Raw genomic sequence first — 18,251 nt, 5'->3', positions numbered from 1 at the left:
CATCCTACATTGTTTTCATGGCGTCCATTAACTCATTAACGGAGGTGACTGATTTATCAAAGCTTGCTTTTTCATCAGAGGTTAGCGGAATCTCAATAATGTCTTCGACACCGTTGGATCCGATGATAATGGGTACGCCCACGTACATACCATTCAATCCATATTTTCCACTTACATATGCAGCACAGGGGAAAATTTGACGTTGATCTTTTAGATAAGATTCTGCCATTGCGATTGCTGCGGCAGCAGGCGCATAAAATGCGGAACCTGTTTTTAATAAAGATACAATTTCTGCGCCACCGTTTCTCGTGCGTTCAATGATCTCATCCAATTTTGATTGAGAAAGTAACCCCATTTTTATAAGGGTTGTTAATGAGATTCCAGAAACTGTGGAGGCGCCAATAACAGGCACCATAGTATCGCCATGTCCACCCAGGACAAAGGCTGTTACAGTTTCAACGGATACATTCAGGGCTTGTGCGACAAAGAGTCTGAACCTGGCAGAGTCTAATACGCCCGCCATTCCGACAACACGGAGAGGGGGCAATCCAGAGGTCTGTTGAAACCTTGCGACCATTGCGTCTAATGGATTTGTCACAACAATTACAAATGCGTTGGGTGCGTATTGTTTTACAGCAGTGCCTACATCATCCATTACTTTTGCATTGATGGATAATAGATCATCGCGGCTCATTCCAGGTTTTCTGGGGCTGCCGGCAGTAATAATCACAACGTCTGCATTTGCAATATCAGTGTAATCGTTGGATCCTTTGATGTTTGCATTGCATCCTTCGACACCCAAAGATTGAGAGATATCAAGAGCTTTGCCTTGGGGAATTCCTTCGGCGATATCATAAATGACAACATCGCCAAGTTCTTTTAGACCACATAAAAAAGCTAACGTTCCACCGATATTGCCTGCGCCGATAAGGGCTATTTTCTTTTTGAATGACATTTTATTTTTCAAATCCTATGTGTTCTTTTATAAAACGATGCCCCAGTTCTAGACCCGCTTGATTAATGCCATGAGCTAACTCTGCCATGCGATAGGCATCGGCTGGTACACCTAATTCTTTTAATAGATGATATGATTCTACCATTGCTTCGACTGGAATCACAAGATCGTCATCACCATGAATTAAAATCACAGGAACTTTTTCTTCAGAAAGCACTTCGGGTATGCCGACAAGTTTTCCGGAGTACGCAGCGACAACTCCACATAGATTTGGTCTTGTGAGCGCCAAATGTTTTGCTAACATTGCACCTTGAGAGAATCCAAGCAAGATTACATTTTTATAATCTAGATGAGCATGCTGAGTGTGCTCACGAATGTAGTGTTCTGTGATTTTTGCCGCGTCTTCTACCCCCGACAAAAGAGCTTCTTGAGATTCATCAGACAAACTGAACCATTGATATCCTTTAATATTTGCTTCACAAGGGTGCGGTGCGTTTGGAAGATGAAATTCTGCTTTTGGAAAATCATGGGATAACGACAAAGCGATATCTAATAAATTCTGACCATCGGCGCCCCAGCCGTGTAAAAAAATAAATAATTGTTCTGGGGGGCAATCTAACTTTGTTCGTTGGATGGGTCCCGTTAAATGTTTTAAGGGTCTTAACATAGTGTCTCCGGTATTCATTTGTGCTCCTATTGATAGCAGATGTGGATTAATTTTTATTTAAACATCGCTTATTTAGATAAATATTTTTGTCGTTGATACGCGATAGCTGCGGCAATTATGACACACAGGGTAGAGATAGAAATCATAATCGTTGCCAAGGCATTAATTTGTGGGCTTAGCCCGCCTGTGCGTAATGTTGAAAAAATCACCATGGGTAATGTTGTTGATTCAGGAGATGAAACAAAGCTTGCAATTACAACATCGTCGAATGATAGGGCAAACGCTAAAAACCATCCAGCAAGGCAAGCGGGAGCAATAATGGGTAGCGTAATATCTGTGAAAACGGTCAGTGGCTTTGCACCTAAGTCCATCGCTGCTTCTTCTAACGAAATATCTACCTCTTTTAGTCTGGACTTTACAATGACAACGACATAAGCAATACCCAGAGTGATATGTGCGATGCTGATTGTTGGAATTCCATAGTGAATATTAATTCCAAAAATGTGTTGTACAGACACAAAAAACAATAATAAAGACAACCCTGTTACAACTTCGGGGATAATTAGTGGCATGTTAATAATGGTTTCAAATAGTTTGCGACCTTTAAATTTATGAATTCTGACTAAACTGAATGCAGCAAATGTTCCAATAATCATTGCAAATGTAGCAGAGACTGTTGCAATTTTAAGACTGTTCCATACGCTTTCAAGAATAGCTGTATTTTTGCTAAGTTCGCTATACCATCGAAGTGAAAATGATTCCCAACCGTAAATGCTGCGAGTGCTGTTAAATGAAAACACAATAATCAAGGCAAGTGGCACATAAAGAAAAGCATACCCAAATAATAGAATATTGATACGTAATATTCGACTATTCATCGTTTGTATCCTTATTTGATGCTGATTTTTGAAGATAATTTAAGGGTATGACCACAAAGAAAAACATTAAAATTGCGATCGATGCAGCAAATGGCCAATCATGATTATTAAAAAATTCATTCCAAACGATGCGACCGATCATTAATGTATTGGCGCCCCCTAAAATTTCTGGAATTACAAATTCCCCAATCGCAGGAATAAACATTAATATGAAACCCGCAAACAATCCATTTTTAGTCAATGGAACGGTGATTGTGAAAAAGGCTTTAATAGGGTGACATCCAAGATCATAGGCGGCCTCCAAACATTCGCGATCCATTTTGTCTAAAGACACATACAGGGGCAAGATCATAAAAGGTAAGTAACAGTAGACAATACCGATTACAACTGCGAACTTTGTATATAACAGTTTCAGTGGTTCATCGATGATACCAATCCATATTAAGAGACCGTTGATACCACCTTGCGCATTTAATAACCCAACCCATGCATATACGCGCAATAGAAACGAAGTATAAAATGGCAAAACAATTAAGAGGATTAATAAGGTTTTTATAGCAGGAGATGATTTATGTATAGCATACGCAAAGGGGTATGAAATGATGGTTGCGATGCAAGTTGAAACCAGCGCCATCAAAATCGATTCAATGTAAACCCTAATATAAAGAAAGTCTTTGAAAAAGAATTCATAGTTTGAAAAAAATAATTGAATTCGCAAATACCGTTGATCAACCCATTCAAAAACAGGGCTGAAAGGTGGTGTTCCAAATATGTAATCAGATAAGCTGATTTTTAACAAAATTAAAAATGGAATCAAAAGAAATAAAACACACCAAATGTATGGCAGAATTAATACGTATTTTTCGTTGGGCTTGAATATGGCGGCCCAGTTTTTTATGCGTATTAATTGAGAGTTTTTTTTATTCATTAACTTACCAATAAAACGCCATTTTGAGGCTTCCAATGCAAATATACCTTGTCATTCCAGGTAATGGGGCGATCTGCCCCACGCAATAAGTTTGGCACCATTACCTGAATGATTTGTTTTGAAGCAAGCTGAATGTGATACATCGAAACATCACCCCAATATGCAATTTCATCAACAATTCCAGTTAAGATATTGTATTCAACCTCAAACGGTTCTTTGGAAATTAATATTTTCTCAGGTCGGACTGATACATGAGCCAAGGAGTCGGCTGCTGCATTTGAAGCCGGAGAAACATAAATCATACAATCGTTCGCATCGTTTCGAATGATGGAATGATTCTGATGGGTTTCGATTACAACCCCGTCTAACACGTTTGCATTACCAATGAATGTTGCAACATATTGAGAGTTTGGATATTCATAAATTTCTTTTGGAGTTCCCACCTGCAATATTTGACCACCACGCATAATGCCTAATCGGGTAGACATAGTCATGGCTTCTTCTTGATCATGAGTGACCATGATAAACGTGATGCCAACTTTTTCCTGAATGTTCACAAGTTGAAACTGTGTTTTTTCTCTCAGGCGTTTATCTAGCGCAGCCATAGGCTCGTCCAGCAAAAGTACCCGAGGTTGTTTTGCTAAGCAACGTGCAAGAGCAACTCGTTGACGTTGACCACCTGAAAGTTGATCAGGCTTGCGTTTTCGCAGATCAATCATATCGACCAATTCTAAATAATGATCGACGCGATTAATAATTTCTTTTTTAGATAGGTTTTCTTGCTTTAATCCAAAGGCTACATTTTCTTCAACCGTCATATGAGGAAATAAAGCATAGGATTGAAACATCATATTGATGGGGCGTTTGTATGGGGGAAGTTTTGTAATATCAATTCCGTCAATTAAGATGCGCCCTTGTGATGGAGATTCGAAGCCGCCCAAGATTCTAAGCAGAGTTGTTTTTCCACATCCCGAACTGCCTAGTAAGGAGAAAAACTCACCTTTGTAAATCTCAAGATCTAATTTTCTAAGCGCTGGGAAATTTCCATATCGTTTTGATATTCCTTCAATTTGTATTTGAGGAACTTCATCAAAAGATTGCCAGGGCTCGATTCGATTTTTTTCCACAACCAACTTTCCTTAACGTGTTGATTAGTATCCTACAAGAATTTTAAAAAAATGTCGATTAATTGTACGCTCAAGCTGTGGATTGGCGTGCGTATCAATAGCAAGAGTTTTCATAACCGATTCATCGGGATAAATAATTTTATTCTCTAGAATGTCGGGGCGAATAAAATTTTTTGATTTAGCACACGTGTTTGCAAAACGCACATAGTTTGTTACAAGGGCCATATGTTCTGGTTCCAACAAAAAGTTTATTAACGTATGTGCGGCTTCGTAATTGGGGGCATTGTGTGGGATAGCTAACTCATCGATCCATTTAAGAGAGCCTTCTTTTGGAATAACATATTGGATTTTTTTATTGTGAAGGGCCCCAAGCTGCTGTGCCATTAAGGCATCACCGTTCCACATAAACGCAATGGCAACTTCACCGGATCCCAATGCTTGAATTGCAGATTCTGAAGATAAAAAAACTCTCCAATAAGGTCTGGCTTGATTCGCAATCTGAGTGATGATATCGATTGTTTTTAGCGTAGACACCTGAGGTCGGAAATTCTGCCAAAAGCCAATAGCACAAAACAATTCATTGCCGCAGGACGTTGATGACACTCCCTTTTTAGCTATTTTTTTTAGTTTCTTTGGGTCAAAAACATATGCCCAACTATCGATAGTTTCGTTTGGAAAAATAGAGTTAAAAGTTTGTGTGTTATAAGCAAAGCCACTAGTTCCCCATAGATATGGAATCGAATATAAAGTCGACCCTGTTTTAAAATCGTTCAAGAAATCTTTGTCCACATATTGGATGTTTGGAATTTTTTCTAAAGACAAAGGGGCATACAATCCTAGTTTCATATGACGAAATACGTATGGAGTCGACGGATAAACAATATCGTATTCGGCTTTCCCAGTGAGCAGTTTTGCCTCCAACCCTTCATCGGAGTCTATATAATCGATGTGTAGTTTGATGCCTGTTTTGTCTTCAAACTTTTTTTGCAACTCAGGTGGGATAAAATCCATCCAGGTATATATGGTTAGTTGGGTGTGTTTTGATGTGGTTTGTTTGTGAAGTAGAAAAACTGAATAATAAAGACCAGCAAAAAAGATGAGGCAAATTGAAGCAATAAAAATATAGGTGCGATTTATCATTGTAGATATTCGGCGTGAATCCAATCCAACCATTCTAATAAGATTTCAATATTAGAGGTTTCAATCGTTGGTCCAGTCCAGATTCTTAAATTAGCGGGTGTTCCTTTAAACCCTTTAATATCAAAGGCCACGTTTTCGCTTGATAGAATTTGAGTTATTTTTAAAATAGCTTCATCATCAATAGGCACACCATTTTTTAATAATTGGATACAAGAATTTGCGGTTGATCGATGTTTTTCTTGTCTTACCAAAGGTTGTGCCCAAGGACGATTTTGCATCCATGACTGAACGGCGTTGTAGTTTTGTTGAGATCGATTTGTTAAAAACGTTAGACCACCATTGTGTTCTGCCCAATTCAAACTTTGCATGTAATCTTCTAAACACAGCATTGATGGGGTGTTAATGACTACACCGTCAAATAAATCTGTTCGGAGTCCGGCTGCATTTTTTAAATTGAAAATATACGGAACTGGCCATTTTGGAGTATAGCGTTCAAGCTGAGCAATTGCTTTTGGACTTAGAACAATTAATCCATGGGCAGCTTCACCCCCCATGCCTTTTTGCCACGAAAAACATGCAACGTCTAGTTTGTCCCAAGGTAACTTTACACAAAATGCCGCCGAAGTCGCATCGCAAATTGTAAGTCCTTGACCAGGGGTATACCATTCAAGGTCGCCAATACTGGATCCTGTAGAGGTGGCGTTCCATACAAACATCAAATCATTATTAGCATTAATCAGAGACAGGTCTGGCATTTCTCCAAGTGGCGCTTCATATACATTCGTGGGAATGTTTAGTCCTTTAACGTCGCTGACCCAGCGTTTTCCAAAAATATCCCAAGCCAGCATATCAACTGGGCGTTCGCCCAAAAAATTCCACATCGCCATGGTGATGGCACCAGTTGCAGATCCTGCAGTTAAAGCAATCATATAATCTTGAGGGATTTCCAAAACTTCTTTAGTTTTGTCGAGCATTAGTTTGATTGCAGCCTGACCATCTTTGGATCTGTGAGATCGTGCTATCATCGCATTGGATAGCATTCCGACCTCCCATCCGGGAATTTTTGCACAGGGACCGGAACAAAAGTGAGGGTCCAAAGGTTTTCTATCAGGCTGCTTCATATGTGTTGTGCAACTTTCTAGCGGTATTAAGATAGTTTGAAAACGTCGAAACGCTTTTTGAATCGACCTAATTGACCGTCTGTATCCAATAACTTTACACCACCACCAGTCCACGCTGGATGAGAAAGAGGGTCTACATCCAAGCTTAGCTTAGAGCCTTCTTTGCCCCAGGTTGATCGTGTTTCAAATGTTGATCCGTCTGTCATCGTCACAGTGATTTTATGATAGTCGGGATGTCCTTGTTTTTTCATAGTTTTCTCCAAAAAATTATTAAAATAATCTAAGCCATATTAGCAATTATTTCCCTTGACAACAAGGTTATTTTTCAATTAATTTTGTATCGTTTTCTTGAGGTTTTTTATGTCTTATTATGAGCAGTATCCGGATCTAAATCACAAACTTGATATATATGAAAGCTTGCTGCAAAAATGGTCAACAAGTCTAAATCTGGTGGCGAAAAGCACGTTGTCAAGCATTAGGCTGCGACACTTTAATGATTCTCTGCAGCTTTTACCATTTTTAAACAAGACAGATAAAATTGTTGATCTGGGAACGGGTGCGGGATTTCCGGGCATGATTTTGGCTATGTGTGGGTTTAATGTAACCTTGATAGATTCTGATCAAAAAAAATGTGTGTTTCTAGAAAATGTTTCACGTGAAACAAATACACAGGCAAAAATTGTATGTTCTAGAATTGAGCAATTTGCTTCACGTGAAACATTTGATATTGTTTGCTCTAGAGGGGTTGCTTCTTTGTCTACATTAATTAGTATTTCAAAACACTTAATATCAAAAGATCATTCTATAGGATTGTTTTTAAAAGGAGAGAATGTTGATATTGAGCTTTCAGACATTTCGTCTGATCGCTTTCATAAAATAAAAAGCCCTATTCAACCAAATTCATATATTATTCAATATCGATATTAAAAATTGTTTCACGTGAAACATAAATCTGCTATCTTAAGATTATTAAGTGAATGGGGATTTATCAAAATAAAATGACAAAAGTAATCACAGTAGCAAACCAAAAAGGCGGGGTTGGCAAAACAACAACGGCAGTCAATTTAGCAACCGCCTTAAGTACCATACCTAAAAAGATATTATTAATAGATTTGGATCCCCAAGGGAATGCATCTACTGGTTTTGGAATTAGCCCTTCAAAAAGAAAGCTGAATAGCTATTCTATATTTCTAAATAAGGTCAGCTCTCGTGATGCAATTCAAGGAACTGAGGTTCCTGGATTATATATTATACCGGCTAACAATGATCTTTCGGCGTTTGCAGTGGAAATTTCAAACATGGAAAATCGAGAATATTTATTAAGAAATGTTATACAAAATGAATTTTCTGACTTCGATTATGTTTTTATTGATACTCCCCCAACGTTGGGATTGCTAACAATTAATTCACTTGTGGCATGTAATAGTGTTTTGATACCTACACAATGTGAGTTTTATGCGATGGAAGGATTGGCACAATTGTTAAAAACCATTCAAAGAATTCAGCAAAACTTTAATAAACAATTGGGCATTCAAGGAATTGTTTTGACGATGGCCGATAGACGAAGTAATCTAAGTGTACACGTTGAATCCGAAGTGCGAGAACATTTTAAAGAGCTTGTATATGCAACAGTGGTTCCCAGAAATGTTAAGGTATCAGAGGCTCCATCGTTTGGGAAGCCTGTCTTACTTTATAATTATAAGTGCCCGGGGTCTCAATCATATGTACAACTAGCCAAAGAGTTTTTAGATCGTGAGCGTCTAATCTTAGGAGAGAGAGAAAATAATGGATAAGAAAAAATCAGGATTAGGCACGGGGCTTTCATCATTATTGGGGCCCGAGATCTCATCATCATCCAATAGTTCTGGGCAAGACATCTTTCAAGTAAATGTGGATCATATTACTCCGTGTCCATTTCAACCACGAAAACACTTTTCAGAAGTTGAGTTAGACGAATTAGCAAATTCAATTCGCCAAAATGGAGTCTTGCAGCCAATTATTGTGCGCCAAACAAATGAAGATTCTTATGAAATAATCGCGGGAGAACGACGTTGGAGAGCTTGTAAAAAAGCGGGGCTAAGGTTCATCCCTGTTATTGTAAAAGAAGCCTCAGATAAAGAAGTTTTGCATTATGCAATTATTGAAAATATTCAGCGAGAAAACTTAACCCCAATTGAAGAGTCGGAATCTTATGAAAAGTTAAGATGCGATTATAATTATACTCATGAAGAGTTAGCACAGGTTTTAGGAAAAAGCCGCAGTTACATATCCAATATTTTACGATTAAATTCGCTTGATGATAAAATCAAAGAAATTGTACGGTCAAATGGAATTTCCGCCGGTCATGCAAGAGCCTTGGTGGGATTAAGTGCAGCAGAGCAAGAAAGTTTTGTTCAAGAAATCGTTCATAATTCATTAAGTGTGAGAGACACGGAGCAGCGAATAAAGTCTCGTAAAAATCTAGCACCAAGAACAATCCCAAAACGAGCAACAAAATTTGAACCTTATGACGATGTTGATACTTTGGCCGTGCAGTCACACCTATCTGAGGTATTGCAGAGCCCTGTAAAGATTTCTATTATTAACGACAAACCGACCCTTACGATTGAATGTAAAAATTTTGAAATATTGGACCTTTGCGTAGAAAAGCTTTCTGTAAATTCTCAGAAAGATATGATCTAGACTGTTCGATCAGAAGTCGATGTTCCATTCTAAACCAAGCCCTATTCGGGTTTTGTCGGGCGAAAATGTTACTTCTGCTTTTGTTTGAGGAGTTGGTTGAATGCCAGCTGCAATGGCGACTCTATCTGTTTCAGAGTCAATATTGTTGATTGCAACATTGACTTTACCATACGTATGCTTAGAAAGCTTTTGTTGCAGCGAAACAAACTCACGTTCAACGTGAGTGATAGGGTCTTCTTGTTGGTAAAACCCAATATTAATAAACGAACTAATAAAGTTGCTGGCAGCTAAGTAATTTAATGCTTGAAATGATTGGCTAACGCTTGACGACCGATTGAAAAACAGTTTTTGTAAAATCTCTTGCTCTGAAAGGGTTGAATCTGAAACTATTCTTTTTTTAGGTTATTCGTATCTCCTTCTAAAATAATGCGTACGCGCATATCTTGTAATTGCAGGTTTGATTCAATGTATAGAGAGGGAGATAAATCTCCATCAAAAAATATCTCACCCTTTTGAACGTCAAAGAAACGATCAAGGACTCTTAATTGTCCCTCTTGAAGTGTAAATTGTCCTTTATAAAGAGGCGCATCTGAGGTGCCCTCAATGACTAATCGACCTTTCCAAGTTGAATCTAGCCCTTGACCAAAGATATGAAATCGACGCTCCAGAGAAAGATCAATATCATACGTTGTTTCCGCTTCTGTTTTTGTAAAGCTTTGTGTTGTTGGTAAAGCTAGGGGTAAATTTTGATGCGCAAGGTTTACTTGAAATGTAGGAGCTTGATCAACATCACCAATGTATTTTTCTAAAGATGAAATTTCTCCTCTACTAAAAATCTTTAATGAAGTGACGGAGCCGTCAGCTTTTAAACTAGCCGTACATAGAGCCGACATACCCCCTCTGCGTGTTTGGGGTAAATCAATCAAATGAATATTATTAAATTTAATTTCAGTATTTAAATAAGGAACAAGGTTTTTTCCAATCCCAAGTTTTGCGAAAACAATTTCGCCAGATCCTTCTTTTTGGTCGCTGAAGGAGGGTGCATTTTGTAAAACAAACTGCCCGCTCTTGGCGGAAAAATCAAGATTAATCTCATTGAGCTTGAGCCCAATGTTTTGACGTTCATATCCACCATTTTTTACTTTTATGTAGCCTTTTGATAGTTGATTGTTCAATGTTCCATAAAGTTGAATATCTCCGTCCACAAGGCCTGAAACCTTGTCATAATTCAGATCAAATATTTGCTGTAAATTATCTAATGTTCCTGTTGCTAGCACGCGAGTTTGGAACGGGCGATTATAATCTAATTCAAAAAGAAAAGGAGACAATTGAGCCGTTGTAGGAAAAGTTCCCGTTAGGCTCAAATTTAACTGATTGCTATTGATATCAATTTTTGTTTTGAAAAGGCTGTTCTGCAAAAGAGCAGAGAAGTTGGTAGTATAAGGAGCATTCGACGTTTTAAAATCAAGTTTTACTGTGGGAGTAGACGTGTCGCCAGATACATGAACCTCTCCATCCAAGTCACCCTTTAAAAAATACTGTCCCTTTGTTAGCGTATACAAAAGGTCGGAAGATAGCTTGTTTAAAGTGGCATTAAAAAGTACAGAGGACGGTGCAATGTCTCCATTAATACTTATACTTCCAGCATTGACATTTATCGTTGTTGGATGAATGACCCATTTTTCAGAGGTGTGTTGTATGCGAGTAGGTTTTGCTAAAAGAATTGCGTGCTGACCCAGATGAATTGCTAAAGCATCCACATCAACTATTGCTAAATCTAAAACGGAAAAAGCAAAGTTTCCTTTTAATGCTTGTTCGGCAAAACCAGTCATAGCAACCGTTGTTGAAAAATTATCCAATGTTCCATTTGCGGTGGCTGAAAATTCTTCAACGACTGTTTTTTGTATAGTGGCTTTTCGAGCAGCCAGAGAAATTTGAACATTCTTTTTGTTGTTTAAGTAAATTGATCCAGAGAGATTGCCGGTGTTTGCTGCAATATTTGGAAACATGAGTTTGTGAAAATCGCCAGAAAAAGTCAAAATCCAATCTTTTGAATCAAGGCTCAGTTGTCCTAAAATAGAAGCAACACCCGATGCATTGCTATCTATAAACAGATCGCCAGCATTAAATGTGTAAAAATGCCAACTAAAAGCACCCTCGTTCTTGAGAAGATCTAAAGAACCCTTGCTCTCGACAAATGATTCTTTGTGGACTGCGCGTAAGGTTTCTAACTCTAAATATTGACGCGCAATATTAAAGGCTCCTGAAAATTCAACATCAATGTTTTTCGATTCAATGTCTAAGCTAACCTCTCCTTCAAAAGTACAATTTTCTTGAGGAGTAATTTTTGCGGTTAATTTTGACATAGACCAGGGGTGTTGTTGAGCATGACTTGCTGTAGCTAGAATATTCCATTCTCCATCTGTAAACACAGAGTCTAGTCGAAAGTTATTAGAAAAGATTGTCCCGCTTAGGGCTAATTCTGGCTTGTCTTGTATCAGAAAGTTCCCATCAATTTTATTTGTATCGTTTGTTAATTCAAAGCGAATATTGGGAGTAGCCTTTACTGAGTCTGGTTCAAGGTTTGCTATCAATTTAAATGTTGAATATTTTTGATATGCTGCAGGTAAATCTGGAATATTACCCATGCACTGAGCTGTTATTTTTAAAGAATCCAAAGTTTGATCCATAAAGAAAGGAACATCCATAACGGCAATTTTTTGGTCACCCATAAATAGTACACTTTTTATGATTCCGTCTAGTAGCAAGTCTTTGGGGTTAAACATAAAGTTTATTGTTGTGTTAAGCGAATATCTCGATCCTAACGGCGCGGTAATTTCTAGATTTTTTGTAAAAAATGAGAAACCTTTTCTGCTTATCGTTCCCGAAAAAGATATTGCTTGGGTATCTGTTGATGATAAATTGCAGTCGTGTAACTCAAAACTGGTTAATGCTTGATTTGTTCTAATCGTTCCTGAGAATGTAGTGCTACTATCATTGTTTTTGTAAACGTGTTTTGTGAAAATATCAACATTTTTGCTGTCAGAAGCTAATCTGGTTGTAATGTTAGATAATACGGAAGCTTTCCCAAAGCTTGCTGAAAGGGTTGCAGAAAAGTCATTCAGTTCACCTTCACCTTTTAATAAGAAAGTTGCCTTACCCGTGGTCGTCGGGATTAAATAATGTAAAAAACCTTTAGTTTCTTTTGCATTGATATATAGCTTAAGGTTAGAGGCTTTTTTGGAAGTGGGATAATCATACTTAATATGGGCGATCACCGCGCTGGAGTTGTCTTCAAGGTTTTTTAGTTGTAAATTGAATTCTAATCCATTTTTCTTATTAAGCGTGTTGCCTTTTGCGCTATAACTAAAGGCTTTGTTATCCGTTTTATAGGTGGCTTTGGTAATGTTGATATTGGCAATATACCCAAATGGTATTTTAGGAATTTCAATGGAGACTGAGTTGATCTTTGTTTTTAACGAAGGTTCATTATATTCCAAATTTTCAATTTTCAACGTTTGAATGGCAATCACTTGATTGCGAATAAATTCTAGAATCGACCAATCAAGAGCGAAGTTTTTAATAGTTAAAAGGTGCTGTTTATTTTCATAAAGATTGATTTTTTCAAATGAAAAGTAAAAAGGAAATAATCCAGAAAAGCCCTCCATTTCAATAGATTGATTTTCCTTTAACACAAAGATCTTCACAAGAAATGTTTGCACTGAAGAAAACTGTAATGATATTCCCACAAGAAAAATGCATAAGCACATTGCCCTAAAAACAAGAAACCCCATGCGAATTATTTTTGAAATACTATTCATCTAAAATGCTTGTCCAAACGAGATATAAAACTTAAACTCTTTTTTTTCATTAGGGATATTGTCAGTGATTGGATACGCTATGTCCAAACGAAGCGGACCAAAGCCGGTAAAATAAAATAAACTAAATCCAACATCCCAGTATAACCTAGATGCTGAATGAATTTCTTTGAAAATATTTTCAGATTCTGAAATTTGACCAACATCACAAAATACAGCAGCCCAGAGTGGATGGTATAATGCAAAGCGAGGCTCTAATCCAAAGGCAAGCGCAGAAAGCCCCCCCCGGGGGATTAGTTTTGTTGGATCTTTTTTGAGTGGGTCTGCTTTACCTATGGCATCAGTGCTATAGCCTCTAAGATTTTGACTGCCACCTAAATAGACGCGTTTATCTATGGGGGAGTTATCAAAAGAGACACCTGAAAGGCAATGCCACATACCCCAGCCCGCTAAGATAAAATACTCTTTAATAATGGGGAGATAAACGTTTCCTTTTACCAAGAAGTGTTGCATCGAATACTGTGAGCCTATATAAGGTGTCCAGCTTACATCCAGCTGTAATCCAGATCTGGAAAAAATTTTATCTTCACGTGTGTCGATGCGAAATGTGAGGGGAAAGCCAAAAAAATCGTATGAATTTTTCTGTAAGTCTGTTTTACGTTCCAGCGAATATTTTTCATAAACTGAACTTAAGTCGACTGAAACTTGAGGTGTGAATTTGTAATCTAAACCAAGTCCTCCGTCGATTCCTAAGCGTGAGTAAGCCTCGTATGTTCGGCGTTCTCCACTAAAAAAGATGCGTCCGGTTGTATTAAATAATCCAAGATGAGGTTTTTTTAAGGATACGTTTACGTCTTGAACAATGTTAGATAAGATGGCTGTAATCTCGAATACTTCATTTGCGCCAACAACATTATCATGTTTGTATTTTGGAATGGCGCCAATTTCATAACGATTCGATTCATTGTTAGATAAAGCAATATTACCATACACGTTGAATTGAATGTGGTTGTGTTTGCTTTCGGTTAATTTTATTTCAATATTAAATTCATGTGGATTGCTGGTTGCAATCGGGGTTATTAAGACCGAATCAAATAATCCAGTGTCCAATAAAAGCTGTTCTGTTTTATTTGTATGTTCAATACTGTAAATATCCCCTGTTTTCCATTGAATAAATTTTTGGATGTAGTCTTTGCTTACGGTGCTCAATCCGTTGATGGCAGAGGTTCCAAAGGTTCCTTTAGCGCCTGCCTTAAATGAATAAGTAATATTTCCAAAGAGAGCATCATGATTAATTTCGACTAGTTCATCTAACGTTTCAACGAAAGCATATCCACTTTGTTTTAAAAATAATGCAATTTTGTTTTTATCATTTAAGATTAATTCATGAATTATAGGAGTATCTTTTTTTGTGGATAGTAATTCAGGATCAATTGAAAAGTCTTTGCCGTTTACCAATACGTCTATCCGATTGATAGAATAGCGTTCTCCGGCCTCTACATGCAGAATAATCTTGTATTCTTGTTCGGAAGTTATTTCAATTTCAGGAAATATTTTTGCATCATAAAAACCATAAGATTGCAGGTATGCATATATTTGATAAATGTCTTCTTTTAAAATATCTCGAAGCACTCCTTCAGATGTAAGAACAAAATCGGTGTCTGGGTTTAATATTTGAGACATTTTTTTTGAGGATTGTTCGATGTCAGGAAATAATTCAAGTCCCACTATTGTTGCTTTATAGTTAATATTAGGAGCGGCTCCAAGTGTTGGAGATAGCCAAATAAATATGGATGCTGCTAATGTTAAGAATACGTGAGCCATTTTGAATTCTTAATCTTTTCAATTAAATTAAGGTGGGACTGTATCTCTTCATCAGACGGAAGAAAAGATCTGTGTTCAAAATCAACAGGAGAAGCGTGATCTAAGAGCGTTTCTATCGTTTGTTGTATTTCTTGTTCGTCTAATGTTAGCGCGGGCTGTCGACCACCCATTAAATATAAGTATACGTCAGCCAGCAATTGAGAGTCTAATAAAGCTCCGTGGTATTCACGATGAGAGTTGTTAATACCATAGCGTTTGCAAAGAGCATCGAGACTATTTCTGCCGCCCGGATTTTGTTTTCGCGCAATCACTAATGTATCAACTACACGAGAACGATCTATTTTGGGATGTCCTGCTTTTTCTATTTCCCAATCCAAAAACTTCATATCAAAGCTAGCGTTATGAATTACAATCTCTGCATCATCTGCTATAAAGTTAAGAAAATCTAAAGCAATATGTTGAAAGGTTGGATGACCGGATAGAAAGTCTGATGATAGCCCATGAATAGCAAACGCTTCCTGTGGCATTGCACGCTCGGGGTTGATGTATTGATGAAATACCGCACCGGTTGGAATCATGTTAATAAGTTCTACACATCCGATCTCCACAATGCGATGACCAGCGTTTGGATCTAATCCTGTCGTTTCAGTATCTAAAATAATTTTACGTGTCATTGCACTGCCTGTGTTTTAAACAATTTACAAAATTCATCAATTAGTAAAAGATCAAGTTGGGGCAGTTCAATTGAGATGCCCTCGTTCTGGAATGATGTAACACCTAAATCTTTTATACCACAGGGAATGATGTCTTGGAAACGATTAAGGTCGGTTGAAACATTAATTGCGATTCCATGGTATGTTACCCATCGTTTAACACGAAGCCCAATGGCGGCAATTTTTGATTCAATTTTATTATTCGAATTGTTAATCCAAATGCCAATTTGCTTATCTTTAACATGAGTAGTTAATCCTAGTTTTCGAAACGAATTTATCAGCCATTGTTCTAATAACTGAACAAAATTTTTAATGTCTCTATCAAACAGCTTTAAATCCAACATGACATAGACAACCCGTTGACCAGGACCGTGATACGTATATTTACCTCCGCGTCCAGCTTCATATATTGGGATGTTTGGATGTGAAATGAGATCGGAACTTTCTGCGCTTGTTCCGCTAGTAATCGTGTGTGGGTGTTCTAAAAACCAAAGACATCCAGGAGCGCCATCGTTGATAATGTTGTCGACGTAGTTTTCCATGAATGTAATGGCATCGGGATAGTTTACAGGTTCGGATGAATGAATAATACGAATGGGGATCATGATGAGGCTCTAGCATCTTCAATCCATATTTTTAGAGTGATGCGATCCTGCCAGGAATCTTTTTTTAGAGTTCCTAAAATATCGATATGTTTGTATTGGTGTTTTACTAGAAAGTCGCCGATGGCGGATTGAAATGCATTAAAAATTAAAGCTTCTGCAGCTTTGCCAGAAATGGGATCTTCTAGAAAACATCGAATGTGTTTTTCTTGCATCACGACAATTTTTTTTAGGTGTACATTTTGAAATAGAAACTTGGGTGTTGGATTGCCAGATCCGAAAGGACCTATTTGCTCAATAAGATCATGTAGCGATATAGTCAAGCTGTTGAGGGTAAGGTGCCCGTCAAACGTACGCTTGGGTAAAAAGTGTTCTGCCGATACAACTGAAGATACATGAGTGCTCATAAACGTTATAAAATCATCAATTTGAGAATGCTTTAAACTGAATCCCCCCGCCATTGGATGCCCCCCACCCTGAAGAATCACATTGTGTTCGTGGGCAAGGTGAATGCTGTGGCCGATATCGAATCCTGGTATGGATCTGGCTGAGGCCTTCCCCTCTTGAGTGACTGGATCAACAGCAATGACAAAAGTGGGCTTATGATATTTGTCTTTTAGTTTTCCTGCGACAATTCCAATCACACCTTGATGCCACTCTGGGCTGCTGACAACAATGATTGGGTTGTTGGGATTGACTTGCAAGTCAGCGTCTAATAGTGTGGATTCTTGTAACAGCTTGCGCTCCTCGTTAAGAGAGTTTAGTTGCTCTGCGGCAGATGCGACGACTTGATCGTCTTCGCTGGACAATAAGATGGTGCCAAGGGTTGAAGTGCCAATACGTCCGCCTGCATTAATTCGGGGACCAATTACAAAGCCAAAGTGATAAGGGCTCAACTGATTTCTATCGATGTTCAAAAGGTTTATTAAATAGGCTAACCCCTTGTTTTTTGATTGACTAAGTACTTTTAATCCCTGTGCAACAAAGGCGCGATTTAATCCCGTCAGTGAAACAACATCACATACAGTGCCAAGAGCAACGATGTCCAACAATGAAATGAGGTCAGGGGTAGGCTTGTCGTTGAAATAACCTTGTTCCCGCAATGATTGAGTTACAGCAACGCATACCATAAAACTGATTCCAACTGCTGCAAGATGTTTCAGCGGACTTGTTTCATCTAATCGATTTGGATTTATTAGAGCAACACATTCTGGATGCGTTGATGTTCCGGCGTGGTGATCAATAACCACAACATCTGTTCCCATTTTTTTTGCAACGGCAATCGGTTCAAAGGATAGTGTTCCACAATCAACGGTAATAATGAGGTGTGTACCAGATGAAGCCAGGTGTTCAAAGGCCTTTGTGTTGGGGCCATATCCTTCGATTTGACGATCAGGAATATAAAATTCAATATCAACACCCAGCATTCTAAAGAATCGAATCAATAGTGCGGTAGAGGTTGCTCCATCAACATCATAATCACCATAAACAGTAATTTTTTGATTGTGAGTGACGGCATCGATAATGCGATCAACCCCTTGTTTCATGTCTTTCAATAGAAATGGATCAGGCAGAAAATGTTTTAGTGTTGGATTTAAGAAATGAGAAACAGTGTGTAAATCAATATCGCGGGAGGCAATTAAATCACATATTATTTGGGGATAGTCAGCCTGATTTTTAAGCTGTTTAGATATAGCTTCATCCACCTTGGATTGAACCCAAAGATTTCCCAATACAGATTTTTTGTTGGCTGTAGATTTTTCTGGCATCATGGTAATAAATCAGTAATAGTATTA

The 18,251-nt window shown here is 37.9% G+C and carries 16 protein-coding genes; 3 read left to right on the top strand and 13 right to left on the bottom strand.

Annotation, left to right across the window (positions count from 1 at the left end; genetic code table 11):
* Positions 1 to 4: 4 nt before the first annotated feature.
* The 8 genes from mdh to rpmE all read right to left on the bottom strand — a co-directional run bounded on the left by mdh (position 5) and on the right by rpmE (position 7,067).
* Positions 5 to 955 carry a malate dehydrogenase gene (gene mdh / locus CPBP_RS03950; protein ID WP_350331567.1) on the bottom strand — a complete coding sequence of 317 codons (951 nt, stop codon included), beginning with the start codon at positions 953 to 955 and terminating at the stop codon, positions 5 to 7.
* A gap of 1 nt (position 956) precedes the next feature.
* A complete protein-coding gene (locus CPBP_RS03945; protein ID WP_350331566.1) occupies positions 957 to 1,640 on the bottom strand; it encodes an alpha/beta hydrolase in 684 nt (227 codons plus the stop codon).
* 50 nt (positions 1,641 to 1,690) lie between these two features.
* Complete coding sequence (locus tag CPBP_RS03940) at positions 1,691 to 2,500, bottom strand: ABC transporter permease (RefSeq protein WP_350331565.1); 810 nt, start codon at positions 2,498 to 2,500, stop codon at positions 1,691 to 1,693.
* Positions 2,493 to 3,428: an ABC transporter permease subunit gene (locus CPBP_RS03935; protein ID WP_350331564.1), complete on the bottom strand. Its 936-nt coding sequence runs from the start codon at positions 3,426 to 3,428 to the stop codon at positions 2,493 to 2,495. The genes CPBP_RS03940 and CPBP_RS03935 overlap by 8 nt, the downstream gene beginning before the upstream one ends.
* A complete protein-coding gene (locus tag CPBP_RS03930; protein WP_350331563.1) occupies positions 3,428 to 4,555 on the bottom strand; it encodes an ABC transporter ATP-binding protein in 1,128 nt (375 codons plus the stop codon). The genes CPBP_RS03935 and CPBP_RS03930 overlap by 1 nt, the downstream gene beginning before the upstream one ends.
* A 24-nt stretch (positions 4,556 to 4,579) precedes the next feature.
* Positions 4,580 to 5,566, bottom strand: coding sequence for an ABC transporter substrate-binding protein (locus CPBP_RS03925; RefSeq protein WP_350331562.1), 987 nt, complete (start codon positions 5,564 to 5,566; stop codon positions 4,580 to 4,582).
* 125 nt (positions 5,567 to 5,691) lie between these two features.
* Positions 5,692 to 6,735, bottom strand: coding sequence for a phosphoserine transaminase (locus CPBP_RS03920; protein ID WP_350331561.1), 1,044 nt, complete (start codon positions 6,733 to 6,735; stop codon positions 5,692 to 5,694).
* Positions 6,736 to 6,842: 107 nt separating this feature from the next.
* The gene (gene rpmE, locus CPBP_RS03915) at positions 6,843 to 7,067 is read right to left on the bottom strand and encodes a 50S ribosomal protein L31 (RefSeq protein WP_350331560.1); all 225 of its coding nucleotides are present in this window, start codon (positions 7,065 to 7,067) and stop codon (positions 6,843 to 6,845) included.
* A gap of 109 nt (positions 7,068 to 7,176) precedes the next feature.
* On the opposite strand from rpmE, the gene rsmG reads away from it, so the two are divergent.
* The 3 genes from rsmG (at position 7,177) to CPBP_RS03900 (ending at position 9,498) form a co-directional block, all read left to right on the top strand.
* Positions 7,177 to 7,743 carry a 16S rRNA (guanine(527)-N(7))-methyltransferase RsmG gene (gene rsmG, locus CPBP_RS03910; RefSeq protein WP_350331559.1) on the top strand — a complete coding sequence of 189 codons (567 nt, stop codon included), beginning with the start codon at positions 7,177 to 7,179 and terminating at the stop codon, positions 7,741 to 7,743.
* Positions 7,744 to 7,814: 71 nt separating this feature from the next.
* Positions 7,815 to 8,609 carry a ParA family protein gene (locus tag CPBP_RS03905; protein ID WP_350331558.1) on the top strand — a complete coding sequence of 265 codons (795 nt, stop codon included), beginning with the start codon at positions 7,815 to 7,817 and terminating at the stop codon, positions 8,607 to 8,609.
* Positions 8,602 to 9,498 carry a ParB/RepB/Spo0J family partition protein gene (locus tag CPBP_RS03900; protein ID WP_350331557.1) on the top strand — a complete coding sequence of 299 codons (897 nt, stop codon included), beginning with the start codon at positions 8,602 to 8,604 and terminating at the stop codon, positions 9,496 to 9,498. The genes CPBP_RS03905 and CPBP_RS03900 overlap by 8 nt, the downstream gene beginning before the upstream one ends.
* Before the next feature lie 386 nt (positions 9,499 to 9,884).
* On the opposite strand, the gene CPBP_RS03895 is transcribed toward CPBP_RS03900, so the two are convergent.
* From CPBP_RS03895 to recJ, 5 genes are read right to left on the bottom strand one after another with little or no spacing between them, the layout of a single operon-like run.
* On the bottom strand, positions 9,885 to 13,319 hold the full coding sequence (locus tag CPBP_RS03895) for a translocation/assembly module TamB domain-containing protein (RefSeq protein WP_350331556.1): 3,435 nt from the start codon (positions 13,317 to 13,319) through the stop codon (positions 9,885 to 9,887).
* The gene (locus CPBP_RS03890) at positions 13,320 to 15,140 is read right to left on the bottom strand and encodes an autotransporter assembly complex protein TamA (protein ID WP_350331555.1); all 1,821 of its coding nucleotides are present in this window, start codon (positions 15,138 to 15,140) and stop codon (positions 13,320 to 13,322) included.
* Positions 15,122 to 15,814, bottom strand: a complete 693-nt coding sequence (gene dnaQ, locus CPBP_RS03885; RefSeq protein WP_350331554.1) for a DNA polymerase III subunit epsilon — start codon at positions 15,812 to 15,814, stop codon at positions 15,122 to 15,124. The genes CPBP_RS03890 and dnaQ overlap by 19 nt, the downstream gene beginning before the upstream one ends.
* Positions 15,811 to 16,458, bottom strand: coding sequence for a lipoyl(octanoyl) transferase LipB (lipB, locus tag CPBP_RS03880; RefSeq protein ID WP_350331553.1), 648 nt, complete (start codon positions 16,456 to 16,458; stop codon positions 15,811 to 15,813). Before lipB ends, dnaQ begins: the two co-directional genes overlap by 4 nt.
* Positions 16,455 to 18,227, bottom strand: a complete 1,773-nt coding sequence (recJ, locus tag CPBP_RS03875) for a single-stranded-DNA-specific exonuclease RecJ (RefSeq protein WP_350331552.1) — start codon at positions 18,225 to 18,227, stop codon at positions 16,455 to 16,457. The genes lipB and recJ overlap by 4 nt, the downstream gene beginning before the upstream one ends.
* Positions 18,228 to 18,251 lie beyond the last annotated feature (24 nt).

Origin of the sequence: Candidatus Bodocaedibacter vickermanii (genome assembly GCF_014896945.1) — a bacterium.
Taxonomy (GTDB): domain Bacteria; phylum Pseudomonadota; class Alphaproteobacteria; order UBA6184; family UBA6184; genus Bodonicaedibacter; species Bodonicaedibacter vickermanii.
Note: the sequence above shows the minus strand (reverse complement) of the source record. Positions and strands in the feature narration are given on the sequence as shown.